This is a genomic window from Aquamicrobium sp. LC103, from assembly GCF_001014615.2.
Taxonomy (GTDB): Bacteria; Pseudomonadota; Alphaproteobacteria; order Rhizobiales; family Rhizobiaceae; genus LBCQ02.
This window is the reverse complement of record NZ_LBCQ02000002.1, coordinates 20477-33779: the sequence shown is the minus strand read 5'-3', so window position 1 is coordinate 33779 and position 13303 is coordinate 20477. Positions and strand designations below refer to the sequence as shown.

The following is a 13303-nucleotide window of genomic DNA, read 5'->3' as shown; positions in this document are numbered from 1 at the left end:
CCGGAGTACAGCGCAGTTCCTGGAAGGGCCCGGCCGCCTACTCGTTGCGGCGCTTGCCCTCCATCAGGTCGAGCACCGCGCGCGCCGCATCGAGCACGTTAGTGCCGGGACCGAAGACCGCGGCGACGCCGTGATCGAGCAGGAACTGATAATCCTGGCGCGGAACGACGCCGCCGACGACCACGATGACGTGGTCTGCCCCCTTCGCCTTCAGCGCCTCGACAAGTTGCGGCGCGAGCGTCTTGTGGCCGGCTGCAAGCGACGACATGCCGACGACGTGGACGTTGTTCTCGATCGCCAGCTCGGCGGCTTCGGCCGGTGTCTGGAACAACGGACCGGCGATGACGTCGAAGCCGATGTCGCCGAAGGCGGACGCGATCACCTTGGCGCCGCGGTCGTGACCGTCCTGGCCCAGCTTGGCCACCATCACCTTGGGCCTCGCCCCCAGCGAACGGCTGAAGTCCTCCAGCCGCGATACCAGCGTGGCGAATTCCGGCTCGTCGTCATAGGCCGGACCATAGACCTTCGACACCACCTCCGGCTTCGCCTCGTGGTCGCCGAAGGCCTCGCGCATGGCATTCGAGATCTCGCCGACGGTGGCGCGGGCGCGCGCTGCCTCGACGGCGGCCGCCAATATGTTGCCCTTGCCGCCGCGCGCCACTTCGGCGAGGGCGGCGAGCGTCTCCTCGACGGTTCTCGAATCGCGCTGGCGCTTGGTGCGCTCGATGCGACGAACCTGTGCCTCGCGCACGGCCCTGTTGTCGATGTCCAGGATGTCGAGCTGATCCTCGGTCTCGAGCCGATACCGGTTGACGCCGACGATGACCTCGTCGCCGCGGTCGATCGCCGCCTGCTTGCGCGTGGCGGCCTCCTCGATCAGGCGCTTGGGCAGGCCTTCATTGACCGCCTGGGTCATGCCTCCCATCGCCTCGATCTCCTCGATCAGCGCCCAGGCGGCGTCGGCGAGTTCCTTGGTCAGGCTCTCGACATAGTAGGAACCGGCCAACGGATCGACGACCTTGGTGACGCCGGTCTCGTGCTGGAGAATCAACTGCGTGTTGCGGGCGATGCGGGCGGAGAATTCCGTCGGCAGGGCGATCGCCTCGTCGAAGGAATTGGTATGCAGCGATTGCGTGCCGCCGAGCACGGCACTCATCGCCTCGAAGGCGGTGCGCACGATGTTGTTGTAGGGGTCCTGCTCCTGCAGGGACACGCCGGAGGTCTGGCAGTGGGTGCGCAGCATCAGCGAGGACGGCTTTCTCGGCTCGAATTCCTCCATGATCCGGGACCACAAGAGGCGCGCGGCGCGCAGCTTCGCCGCCTCCATGAAGAAGTTCATGCCGATGCAGAAGAAGAAGGAGAGACGGCCCGCGAAATCGTCAACGTTGAGCCCCTTCTTCAACGCGGCGCGGACATATTCGCGCCCGTCGGCCAGCGTGAAGGCCAATTCCTGCACCAGCGTCGCGCCCGCCTCCTGCATGTGGTAGCCGGAGATCGAGATCGAATTGAATTTCGGCATCTCCCTCGCCGTATATTCGATGATGTCGGCGACGATCCTCATCGAGGGTTCAGGCGGGTAGATGTATGTGTTGCGGACCATGAACTCCTTGAGGATGTCGTTCTGGATGGTCCCGGAGAGCTGCGCGCGCGGCACGCCCTGCTCCTCGCCCGTAACGATGAAATTGGCGAGGATCGGGATCACCGCGCCGTTCATCGTCATGGAGACTGAAATCTTCTCGAGCGGAATGCCGTCGAACAGGATCTTCATGTCCTCGACGGAATCGATCGCCACGCCGGCCTTGCCGACATCGCCCTCGACGCGCGGATGATCGCTGTCATAGCCGCGATGGGTCGCGAGGTCGAAGGCAACCGACACGCCCTGTTGCCCCGCCGCCAGCGCCTTGCGGTAGAACGCGTTCGAGGCTTCCGCCGTCGAGAAGCCGGCATATTGGCGGATCGTCCACGGCCTGCCGGTATACATCGTCGCGCGCGGCCCGCGCAGGAAAGGCTTTTCGCCGGGCAGTGAATCGAGGTGGCCAATGCCCGCCACATCGCCCGCCGTGTAGAGCGGCTTCACCGGAATGCCCTCCGGCGTGTCCCAGGTCAGCGTGTCGGGATCGGCCTTGATTTCCTTCTCGGCGGCGGCGCGCCATTGATCGAGCTTGAGGTTGGTCATGAGAGCCTCCTGGCGCGCATCGCCGTCATCACTCGAATTCCATGATCAGCTCGTCCACCGCCAGGCTGGCGCCGGCTTCGGCGGCGACGCGCTTGACCACGCCGCGCCTTTCGGCACGCAGCACGTTCTCCATCTTCATCGCCTCGACGGTCGCGAGCGCCTGGCCTGCCTCGACCTGGTCGCCCTCCTTGACGGAAATAGAGGTGACAACGCCCGGCATCGGACACAACAGCATCCTGGACGTGTCAGGCGGCAGCTTTGCCGGCATGAGCCGGGCAAGCTCGGCGACCCGCGGCGAGCGCACATGGGCGACCGCATCCATGCCGCGCCAACGCAGCCGGAACGCCGAATTGGAGGCGGAGACCTTCACCCCCATCCGCTGCGAGCCGATGTTGAATATCGCGTGCGTGCGGCCGGGAAGCCAATCGCCGACCACCGAAACCGAGCTTCCGTCATCAAAGCCGACAACGGTGCGGCCGCCCTCGTCATAGGCAGTCACCGGCACCTCGTGGCCGGCAAGCGTGACCACCCAATCGCGCTCCACCGTACGCGGATGGTTGGCGAGCGCGCCCGAGATCAGCACGTTGCGCTTCAGGCAACGCAGGTTGATATAGGCCGCGACGGCGGCAAGCAGCCGCACATCCGCATCCTCCGGCGCGACGCCCGAAAAACCATCCGGATATTCCTCGGCGATGAAAGCGGTCGTCAGCTTCCCCTCGCGGAAGCGCGGATGCTGCATGACGGCGGAGAGGAAGGGCAGATTGTGGCCGATGCCCTCGACCTCGAAATCGTCAAGGGCCGCGCTCATTGCCGCCACCGCCTCGGCGCGATCCGGCGCCCATGTGCACAGCTTGGCGATCATCGGGTCATAATACATCGAAATCTCGCCGCCTTCGAAGACGCCGGTGTCGTTGCGGACCACCGTGCCGTCGGCCTGCGTGCCCTCCTCCGGCGGCCGGTAGCGCGTCAGACGCCCGATCGACGGCAGGAAGTTGCGGAAAGGATCCTCGGCATAGAGCCGGCTTTCGATCGCCCAGCCGTCGAGCTTCACGTCGGCCTGCGAGATGCTCAACTTCTCGCCCGCCGCCACGCGGATCATCTCCTCCACCAGGTCGATGCCGGTGATCAACTCCGTCACTGGATGCTCGACCTGAAGGCGCGTGTTCATTTCGAGGAAGTAGAAATTGCGCTCGCCGTCGACGATGAACTCGACCGTACCGGCGGAATGATAACCGACGGCGCGGGCAAGCGACACCGCCTGCTCGCCCATCGCCTTCCGGGTCGCCTCGTCGAGGAAGGGCGACGGCGCCTCCTCGATGACCTTCTGGTTGCGACGCTGGATCGAGCATTCGCGCTCGCCCAGATAGACAAGGTTGCCATGCTGGTCGCCCAGCACCTGGATTTCGATGTGGCGCGGCTGGGTGACGAACTTTTCGATGAAGATGCGGTCGTCGCCGAAGGAGGATTTCGCCTCGTTCCTGGACGACTGGAAGCCTTCACGCGCGTCCGCGTCGTTCCAGGCGATGCGCATGCCCTTGCCGCCGCCGCCGGCCGACGCCTTGATCATCACCGGATAACCGATCTCCGAGGCGATCTTCACCGCCTCGTCCGCGTCGGCGATCAGCCCCATATGCCCGGGAACGGTGGAGACGCCCGCCTTGGCGGCAATGCGCTTCGACGTGATCTTGTCGCCCATTGCCTCGATGGCGACCGGCGGCGGGCCGATGAAGGCCACGCCTTCCGCCTTCAGGGCCTCGGCGAAATGCGGGTTCTCCGAGAGGAAGCCGTAACCGGGATGGACGGCATCGGCGCCTGTCTGGCGGATCGCGCCGATGATCTTGTCGATGACGATGTAGGACTGGTTCGACGGCGGCGGGCCGATATGCACGGCCTCGTCGGCCATCTTCACATGCAGCGCGTCGCGGTCGGCGTCGGAATAGACGGCGACGGTCGCGATGCCCAGCTTTTTCGCGGTCTTGACGACCCTGCAGGCGATCTCGCCGCGATTGGCAATGAGGATTTTCTTGAACATCAGGCCGCTCTACATGCGAAGAAACGAGACATATCGGGTTTGCTTCCGGACATTTCGCTCATAGCGGTATCGTGTCGTGCTTCTTCCAGGGCGCGTCGAGCTTCTTGCCGCGCAGCGCCGCGAAGGCGCGGGCGATGCGCTTGCGCGAGGAATGCGGCATGATCACCTCGTCGATGAAGCCGCGTTCGGCCGCCTTGAACGGGTTGGCGAAATTGACCTCGTATTCCTTCGTGCGGGCGGCGATCTTCTCCGGATCGCCAAGCTCGGAGCGGTAGAGGATTTCGGTCGCGCCCTTGGCGCCCATCACCGCGATCTCGGCCGTCGGCCAGGCATAGTTGACGTCGGCGCCGATATGCTTGGAGGCCATGACGTCATAGGCGCCGCCATAGGCCTTGCGCGTGATCAGCGTCACCATGGGAACGGTCGCCTGGCTGTAGGCGAAAAGCAGCTTCGCGCCGTGCTTGATGACGCCGCCATATTCCTGCGCGGTGCCTGGCAGGAAGCCCGGAACGTCGACCAGCGTCAGGATCGGGATCGAGAAGGCGTCGCAGAAGCGCACGAAACGCGCCGCCTTGCGGGACGAGTCGATGTCGAGGCAGCCGGCCAGCACCATCGGCTGGTTGGCGACGACACCCACCGTCTGCCCCTCGATCCTGATGAAGCCGGTGACGATGTTGCGCGCGAAGGCTTCCTGGATCTCGAAGAAGTCGCCCTCGTCGGCGAGCGCCAGGATCAGCTCCTTCATGTCGTAGGGCTTGTTGGCGCTGTCGGGGATGAGCGTGTCGAGCCGCATTTCCAGGCGGGCCGGATCGTCGTGGAAGGGACGGACGGGCGGTTTCTCGCGATTGTTCAGCGGCAGGAAATCAAACAGCCGACGCACCTGCTCCAGCGCCTCGATGTCGTTGTCGTAGGCACCATCGGCAACCGAGGATTTCTGCGTGTGGGTGCGCGCACCGCCCAGTTCCTCGGCCGTCACCACCTCGTTGGTCACGGTCTTCACCACGTCGGGACCGGTGACGAACATGTAGGACGAGTCGCGCACCATGAAGATGAAATCCGTCATCGCCGGCGAATAGACCGCCCCGCCCGCGCAAGGTCCCATGATGACGGAAATCTGCGGCACCACGCCGGACGCATCGACGTTGCGCTTGAAGACGTCCGCATAGCCGGCGAGCGAGGCGACGCCCTCCTGGATGCGCGCGCCGCCGCTATCGTTGAGGCCGATAACCGGCGCGCCATTGCGCACGGCCATGTCCATGATCTTGCAGATCTTCTGTGCATGGGTTTCGGAAAGCGAGCCGCCGAGCACGGTGAAGTCCTGGCTGAAGACATAGACGAGCCGGCCGTTGATAGTTCCCCAGCCGGTGACGACGCCGTCGCCCGGGAACTTCTGCGCCGCCATGCCGAAATCGACCGCGCGATGGGCGACGTAGGTATCGAACTCCTCGAACGACCCTTCGTCGAGCAAGACTTCGACACGTTCGCGCGCCGTCAGCTTGCCCTTGGCGTGCTGCGCATCGATGCGCTTCTGCCCGCCGCCGAGGCGGGCCTGGTTGCGGCGCTCTTCGAGCTGCTCGAGAATTTCACGCATCGGTGTCCATTCCTCGGGTTTCGGTCCGCTTTCTTCTGAAACTCCGCATAGCGCCGATCATTGCCGGCGAAAAGAGTTGAAAGGGCGGAGGCGCGTAATGTAGAATTTGCACTATTGCAAACTGCGAAAATGCGAAGATGCGTAACCGTAAGCTCTTCATCGGCCGCAAGATCAGGGAACTGCGCGAAGGAAACCGCGCAACCCAGGCCGCGTTTGCCGAGCGCATCGGCATTTCCACCAGCTATCTCAACCAGATAGAGAACAATCAGCGGCCGGTCTCGGCCGCCGTTCTGCTTGCCCTGGTCGAAACCTTCCAGATCGACATCGCCGATTTCTCCTCGGGCGAAGGCGAGCGGCTGCTTTCGGCGCTGAGCGAAACTTTGAGCGACCCTCTCTTCGAGAACTACACGCCGAACCTCCAGGAACTGAAGCTGATCGCGCAGAACGCGCCCGGCCTCGCCCACGCGCTGATCACCTGCCATCAGGCGTATCGGCGCAATTCGGAGCAATTGGCGAGCTTCGACGACACCCTCGGCAGATCGGCGGGGTTCAGCGAACCCACCCCTTACGAGGAGGTGCGCGACTTCTTCCATTTTGTCGACAACTACATCCACGATCTCGACCTCGCGGCCGAGCAGCTCGCGACCAAGCTCGGCATTCCCGACAAGGACCCCTCGGCGATCCTTCCCGAATATCTGGAGCGGCGTCACGGCGTGCGTGCCGAGCGGACCGCACCCGACGAGGAACTTCTGCGCAAATACGATCCCGTCGCGCGCGTGCTCCATCTCAACCCCTTCTCGCCGGTTTCCACCCGCACCTTCCAGACCGCGTTCCAGATCGCCGAACTCGAGAGGGACGACATCATCACCGCGATCGCCAAGGCGGCCGATTTCCGCACCGCCGAGGCCCTCGACATCTGCAAGATCGGGCTCCGCAACTATTTCGCCGGCGCGCTGATGCTGCCCTACGAGGCGTTCCTCGCTTCCGCACGCGAGCTGCGCCACGACCTGGAGCTGCTCGCAGCCCGCTTCGGCGCGAGCGTGGAGCAGGTCGCGCACCGGCTCTCCACGCTGCAGCGGCCCGGCCGCAAGGGCGTGCCGATCTTCTTCGCCCGCATGGATCGGGCCGGCAACATCACCAAGCGGCACAGCGCCGCCAAGCTGCAGTTCGCCCGCTTCGGCGCGGCGTGCCCGCTGTGGAACGTGCATGAGGCGTTCGAAACCCCCGGCCGCATCATCCGCCAGCTCGCCGAGACGCCGGACGGCGCGCGCTATCTCTGCATGGCGACCGAGATCGCCAAGGGCGGCGGCGGCTTCCGTGCCACGCAGCGGCGCTATGCGATCGCCGTCGGCTGCGAGGTGACGCATGCCGGCGACTTCGTCTATGCCGACGATCTCGACCTCACCAACCGCGCCGCCTTCGACCCGATCGGCATCTCCTGCCGCATCTGCGAACGCCAGAACTGCGCCCAGCGCGCGGTGCCGCCATTGAAGCGCCGGCTCGTGGTCGATCACAACGCGCGCGGGCCGGTGCCGTACCGGCTCGATTAGTTCGTCAAACCGCGCACATCCGCTTGGCGGAATTTCGGGATAGCCGGAGCTTGAATTGCGGCTATGCTTCTTCTGAACCGCTAAACTTCAGAGGAAAATAACCCGCATGACGGACGAGCCGGAAATCCTCGTCGAAAAGAACGGCCGCGCGGGCGTGATCGTGCTCAACCGGCCGAAGGCGCTGAATGCGCTCACCCGCACCATGGTGCACGAGATGCATCGGCAACTGATCGAATGGGCGGATGATGCCTCGATCGAGCTGGTTATCGTCAGAGCGGCCGGCGAGAAGGCCTTCTGCGCGGGCGGCGACATCCGCCAGCTTCACGACTGGGGTCGCGCCGGCGATCCGGCGATCCGCGCCTTCTACCACGAGGAATACCGGCTCAATACCTATATCAAGACCTATCCGAAGCCCTATGTCGCGCTGATCGACGGCATCGTCATGGGCGGCGGGGTCGGCGTCTCGATCCACGGCAGCCGCCGCATCGCCGGCGACCGGATCATGTTCGCCATGCCGGAGACCGGGATCGGGCTCTTCCCCGATGTCGGCGGCACCTACTTCCTGCCGCGGCTGCCCGGCCGCACCGGAACCTGGCTCGCGCTGACCGGGGCTCGCCTCGGACAGGCGGATGCCGTGTGGTGCGGGCTAGCCACTCACGCCATTTCCTCCGACCGCGTCGACGACCTCGCCCAGGCACTCGGCGAGGACGGCGGCATCGACGCCACGATCGGACGTTTCAGCAAGCCCCCGGCCGAAGACGCGCCGCTTGCCTCGCTTCAGGACGTGATCGAGCGCTGCTTCTCGGCCGCTACGGTCGAGGAAATCCTGGAGCGCCTCGATGCCGAACGGGGCGGTCACGCCGATTGGGCGGCGAAGCAGGCAGCGACGATCCGCACCAAGTCGCCCACCAGCCTGAAGATCGCGCTGAGGCAGATGCAGGAGGGCGCGAAGGCCGATTTCGAGGAATGCATGCGGATCGAATACCGCATCGTCAACCGCGTCATCACCGGCCACGAATTCTTCGAGGGCGTCAGAGCGGTGATCATCGACAAGGATGGCGAGCCGAAATGGGCGCCCGCTTCGCTTCCGGAGGTAGACGAAGCGGATGTCGACGCCTATTTCGCGCCGCTGCCGGACGAGCTGGACCTGTCAGCGTTGGATAGCGTGTCGTCCTAGACGCAGCCATCAGGCCGCGTCGCCCCCTACCGGGCACACATTGTCAACAGCCCGGTTCCCATCTCGGCCGTAGATTGGCACAAAGAGTTCGAATCTCGAATTGACCCGACTGCGCAGATGCAACATACTCGGTAGTATGTTTCGGTAAGGGAGGAAGCCTGCATGGCATTTGCGCGGGTCAACGGCGTCGTTCTGCATCACCAGGCAAGCGGTAAGGCAGACGGTCCTGCGCTGGTTTTCTCCAATTCGCTCGGCACCGATTTCCGCATCTGGGACGAAGTGGCGGCCGGGCTCGGCAAGCGTTACCGGCTGATCCGCTACGACAAGCGCGGCCACGGGCTCTCGGAGGCGACGCCGCATCCCTACGGCATGAACGACCATGTCGCCGACCTTGCCGCGCTGCTCGACCATCTCGGCGTGACGAGAGCGGCCGTGGTCGGCCTCTCCGTCGGCGGGCTCATCGCGCAGGGACTTGCCGCCAAGCGCCCCGATCTGGTGGCGGCGCTCGTGCTTTGCGACACCGCGCACAAGATCGGCACGGCGGAAATGTGGAACGATCGCATCGCGACGGTCACGACCAAGGGTATCGCCGCCATGGCCGACGCGATCCTGCAGCGCTGGTTCACCGAGGCCTATCGCTCGCCCGACAATGCCGATTTCGTCGGCTACACCGCGATGCTGACGCGCACCACCGTCGACGGCTATGCCGGCACCTGCGCGGCCCTGCGGGACGCCGACCTGACGGAATCGACGCGCGCTCTGAAACTGCCCGCGCTGTGCGTCGTCGGCGACCAGGACGGCTCGACGCCGCCCGACCTGGTCCGTTCGACGGCAGATCTCATCGAGGGCGCGCGCTTCGAGATCATCGCCGACGCGGGCCACATACCTTGCGTCGAAAAGCCTGCCGAAACGACCCGCCTGATCGGGCGGTTCCTGGAAGACGTCGGCTATAGCTGACAGCCGGCTTCATACCAGCGCAGGTTCATCAACAGGGAGGAATAGATGAGCGGTTATGTTGAGGTTTCGCGCGCCGGCGATGTCGCGGTGGTCACGCTCGACAATCCTCCGGTCAACGCGCTGAGCCTGCATCTTCGCGAACCGCTCCACCAGGCGCTGGAGGCACTGCGCGACGACGAGACGGCGAGCGCCATCGTGATCACCTGCGCCGGCCGCACCTTCGTGTCGGGCGCCGACATCACCGAGTTCGGCACGCCGAAGCAATTGCAGCGCCCCTCCCTTCCCGATCTCTGCGCCTTGCTCGAAACGATCTCGAAGCCGACCGTCGCGGCGATCCACGGCACCGCGCTCGGCGGCGGGCTGGAGCTGGCGCTCGCCTGCCATTACCGCGTCGCCGACAAGGCTGCGAAGGTCGGCCTGCCGGAAGTCAAGCTCGGCCTGCTGCCGGGCTCCGGCGGAACGGTGAGGCTGCCGCGCCTCGTCGGTCCGGAAAAGGCGGTCGCAATGATCGTGTCCGGCGCACCTATCGGCGCAGCGCAAGCTCTAAAGGCCGGCGTTGTGGACGATGTCGCCGAAGGCGACCTTGTCGCGGCCGCCGTCGCATTCGCGCAAGCGAAGGTCCGGACGGGCGGGCCGCACGTTCCGGTTCGCGACCGCAACGACAAGATCGAAGCCGCCCGCGCCGATCTTGCAAGCTTCGACGCTGCCGTGAAGGAGGCGACCAGGAAATCGCGCGGGCTCGAAGCGCCGCTCGCCTGCGCCGAGGCGGTGCGCAACGCCATCACGCTCGACTTCGACGCGGCGCTCAAGAAGGAGCGCGAACTCTTTCTGAAGCTGGTCGCCGGCGACCAGTCGCGCGCCCAGCGCCATCTGTTCTTCGCCGAACGCGAAGCCGCCAAGGTTCCCGGCATCGGCAAGGACGTAGCGCCCCGCCAGGTCGCCCGGGTCGGCGTCATCGGTGCCGGCACGATGGGCGGCGGCATCGCCATGTCCTTCGTCAATGGCGGCCTGCCGGTGACCGTGCTCGAAATGTCCGAGGAGGCGCTCGACCGCGGCTTTGCGACGATCGAGAAGAACTACGCCATCTCCGTCGCGCGCGGCTCGCTCTCCGAAGAAGTGAAGCAGGAGCGCATGGCGCGCTTCTCGCGCACCACCGACTATGCCGACCTTGCCGATTGCGACCTGATCGTGGAGGCCGTATTCGAGGAGATGGACGTCAAGAAGCAGGTCTTCGGCAAGCTCGACAAAGTTGCCAAGCCCGGTGCGATCCTGGCCTCCAACACATCCTATCTCGACGTCGACGAGATCGCCTCCTCCACCGGTCGGCCACAGGACGTGCTCGGCCTGCATTTCTTCTCGCCCGCGAACGTGATGCGGCTTCTGGAGATCGTGCGGGGGAAAAAGACCGCGCCCGACGTCCTCGTCACCGCGCTCGGCGTTGCCCGCAAGATCGGCAAGGTGCCGGTCGTGGTCGGCGTCTGTCACGGCTTCGTCGGCAACCGCATGCTCGGCGCGCGCTCGGCCGAGAGCGAGGACCTACTGCTTGAAGGCGCGACGCCCCAACAGGTCGACAAGGTCTTCACCGATTTCGGCTGGCCGATGGGACCCTTCCAGATGGGCGATCTCGCCGGCCTCGACATCGGCTGGCGCAACCGCAAGTCGCTCGGCAAGACGGCGGTGATCGCCGACGCGCTCTGCGAGGCCGGTCGATTCGGCCAGAAGACCGGCAAGGGCTTCTACCTCTACGAGGAAGGCTCGCGCACGCCGGTGCCGGATGCAGAGGTCGAAAGGTTGATCGAGGAGAAGGCGCGCGAGCGCGGAACCAACCGACGCAACGTCTCCGACGAGGAGATCACCGAGCGCACGCTCTACCCGATGATCAACGAGGGCGCGCGCGTCCTCGAGGAGAAGATCGCCGCCAGGCCGTCCGACATCGATATCGTCTGGACCAACGGCTACGGCTTTCCGATCGGCAAGGGCGGACCGATGTTCTGGGCCGAACTCGAGGGCTTGCGGAAGATCGTCGAGCGGCTCGAATACTGGCACGGCAAGACCGGCAAGGACGTCTTCAAGCCAGCTCCTCTCCTCAAGAGGCTGGCGGAAGCGGGCAGCGGTTTCACCTCGAAGTCGGCTTCCTGAAGATGCCTCGCGGCCCCGCCCTTTGGAGAAAATCCTATCCGGCGGGCCTTTCGCCGGAGGCGGAGCTCGCGGCCCATCCGGTCCAGCGGATCGTCGACGAGGGCGCGCGCAGATGGGGCGGGCAACCCGCCTTCGTCTTTCGCGGTAACGTCCTGGCCTATGATGAACTGCAGGCGGAAGCCGACCGCTGCGCGGCGGCCTTCGTCCGCGCGGGCGTCGCCAAGGGCAATCGCGTCGCGCTGCTCCTGCCGAACACGCTCTATCATCCGATCGCCTTCTTCGGCGCGATGAAGGCGGGCGCCACGGTCGTGCATCTTTCGCCGCTCGACAGCGAGAAGGTGCTGAATCACAAGCTTTCCGACAGCGGCGCGCGGCTCCTCGTCACCACCAATGTCGGCGACCTCGCGATCCGTGCCCGAAGGCTGCTCGACGCCGGCCATGTGGACCGAATGGTCGTCGGCGAGGACGCCGCCTATGGCCCCTCCCCCCTTGCCGGTCCCCTGCCGGGAGACGACGACAGGATTTCGAGCTTCGCGGAATTCGTCGACGGCGCCGGTCCGGGCGAGCTTCCACGGGTCGCGGCCGACGACCTCGCGCTCCTGCAATATACCGGTGGCACCACCGGCCTGCCCAAGGGCGCGATGCTCACCCATCGCAATCTTTCCTCCGCCGTTTCGGCCTACGATCTCTGGTTCGCCGCGCACGGGCTCACCCGGCCGGGACTCGACCGGGTGCTCCTCTTCCTGCCGCTGTTCCATATCTACGCGCTGACGGCCGTCATGCTGCGGGCACTCAACAACGGCCTCGAATTGCGGCTGCACACGCGCTTCGACGCTGAAACGGCGCTCGCCGAGATCGAGGCCGGCGCGACGAGCTTCCCCGCCGTGCCGACGATGTGGATCGCGATCGCGGCGACGCCCGGTTTCGAGGACCGCGACCTTTCCTCGCTGCGCTACTGCGCCTCGGGAGGCGCGCCGCTCCCGGTGGAGATCGCGCGCAAACTCAGGGCGGCGACCGGCCGAGACATTCTCGGCGGCTGGGGCATGACCGAAACCTCGCCCGCCGGCACCAACATCCCGCCGGGACGGCCCGACAAGATGGCGACGATCGGCGTGCCCCTGCCCGGCATCCATCTCGACATCGTGGCGCTCGACGATCCGTCCCGTATTCTGCCGACCGGAGAGGTCGGCGAGCTGCGCGTCTTCGGCCCGAACGTGACCTGCGGCTATCTGAACCGCGGCGAAGAAAGCGGGGCGGCGTTTTCGGACGGAGGATTCCTCACCGGCGATATCGGCTACATGGACGAGGAAGGTTTCTTCACCATCGTCGACCGCAAGAAGGACATGATCATCTGTGGCGGCTTCAACGTCTATCCGCAGATGATCGAGCAGGCGATCTACGAGCACCCGTCGATCGAGGAGGTGCTGGTTATCGGCATTCCCGACGGATATCGCGGCGAGGCGCCGAAGGCGTTCGTCAAATTGCGGACCGGAGCGGAAAGCCCGACGCTTGAAGAGCTGCGCCTGTTCCTCAAATCGCGGCTCGGCCCGCACGAGATGCCGTCGGCGCTGGAGATACGCGAGGCGTTGCCGCGCACACCGGTCGGAAAACTGTCAAAGCTCGAACTCAAGAAAGAAGAAGCCGAACGGCGTGATGTCGCCAAGGTTTCGTGAAAGGGAGA

At 65.4% G+C, this 13303-nt stretch carries 8 protein-coding genes; 5 read left to right on the top strand and 3 right to left on the bottom strand.

Annotation, left to right across the window (positions count from 1 at the left end):
* Positions 1-37: 37 nt before the first annotated feature.
* Genes scpA through XW59_RS03545 form a run of 3 tightly spaced genes read right to left on the bottom strand, consistent with a single transcriptional unit; the run spans position 38 to position 5799 of the window.
* A complete protein-coding gene (gene scpA / locus XW59_RS03555; protein WP_047143409.1) occupies positions 38-2176 on the bottom strand; it encodes a methylmalonyl-CoA mutase in 2139 nt (712 codons plus the stop codon).
* 28 nt (positions 2177-2204) lie between these two features.
* Entirely contained in the window at positions 2205-4208 is a 2004-nt protein-coding gene (locus XW59_RS03550) for an acetyl/propionyl/methylcrotonyl-CoA carboxylase subunit alpha (RefSeq protein ID WP_047143408.1), read from the bottom strand.
* Between the two features lie 58 nt (positions 4209-4266).
* Positions 4267-5799 (bottom strand): acyl-CoA carboxylase subunit beta, encoded by a 1533-nt coding sequence (locus XW59_RS03545; RefSeq protein WP_047143407.1) that lies wholly within the window; start codon positions 5797-5799, stop codon positions 4267-4269.
* Between the two features lie 137 nt (positions 5800-5936).
* Here XW59_RS03545 and XW59_RS03540 point away from each other — a divergent pair, with 137 nt between their 5' ends.
* From XW59_RS03540 to XW59_RS03520, 5 genes are all read left to right on the top strand, one after another.
* A complete protein-coding gene (locus XW59_RS03540; protein WP_047143406.1) occupies positions 5937-7349 on the top strand; it encodes an XRE family transcriptional regulator in 1413 nt (470 codons plus the stop codon).
* A 106-nt stretch (positions 7350-7455) separates the two neighbouring features.
* Positions 7456-8526, top strand: coding sequence for an enoyl-CoA hydratase/isomerase family protein (locus XW59_RS03535; protein WP_047143405.1), 1071 nt, complete (start codon positions 7456-7458; stop codon positions 8524-8526).
* Positions 8527-8688: 162 nt separating this feature from the next.
* Positions 8689-9483 (top strand): 3-oxoadipate enol-lactonase, encoded by a 795-nt coding sequence (gene pcaD / locus XW59_RS03530; RefSeq protein ID WP_047143404.1) that lies wholly within the window; start codon positions 8689-8691, stop codon positions 9481-9483.
* Between the two features lie 45 nt (positions 9484-9528).
* Positions 9529-11622 (top strand): 3-hydroxyacyl-CoA dehydrogenase NAD-binding domain-containing protein, encoded by a 2094-nt coding sequence (locus XW59_RS03525; protein ID WP_047143403.1) that lies wholly within the window; start codon positions 9529-9531, stop codon positions 11620-11622.
* A 2-nt stretch (positions 11623-11624) separates the two neighbouring features.
* Positions 11625-13295: an AMP-binding protein gene (locus XW59_RS03520; protein WP_047143402.1), complete on the top strand. Its 1671-nt coding sequence runs from the start codon at positions 11625-11627 to the stop codon at positions 13293-13295.
* Positions 13296-13303: the final 8 nt, after the last annotated feature.

Coding starts and splice junctions, on each gene's coding strand:
- pcaD (WP_047143404.1), top strand. CDS start 8,689: ATGGCATTTGCGCGGGTCAACGGCGTCGTTCTGCATCACCAGGCAAGC.
- XW59_RS03545 (WP_047143407.1), bottom strand. CDS start 5,799: ATGCGTGAAATTCTCGAGCAGCTCGAAGAGCGCCGCAACCAGGCCCGC.
- XW59_RS03540 (WP_047143406.1), top strand. CDS start 5,937: ATGCGTAACCGTAAGCTCTTCATCGGCCGCAAGATCAGGGAACTGCGC.
- XW59_RS03525 (WP_047143403.1), top strand. CDS start 9,529: ATGAGCGGTTATGTTGAGGTTTCGCGCGCCGGCGATGTCGCGGTGGTC.
- XW59_RS03520 (WP_047143402.1), top strand. CDS start 11,625: ATGCCTCGCGGCCCCGCCCTTTGGAGAAAATCCTATCCGGCGGGCCTT.
- XW59_RS03550 (WP_047143408.1), bottom strand. CDS start 4,208: ATGTTCAAGAAAATCCTCATTGCCAATCGCGGCGAGATCGCCTGCAGG.
- scpA (WP_047143409.1), bottom strand. CDS start 2,176: ATGACCAACCTCAAGCTCGATCAATGGCGCGCCGCCGCCGAGAAGGAA.
- XW59_RS03535 (WP_047143405.1), top strand. CDS start 7,456: ATGACGGACGAGCCGGAAATCCTCGTCGAAAAGAACGGCCGCGCGGGC.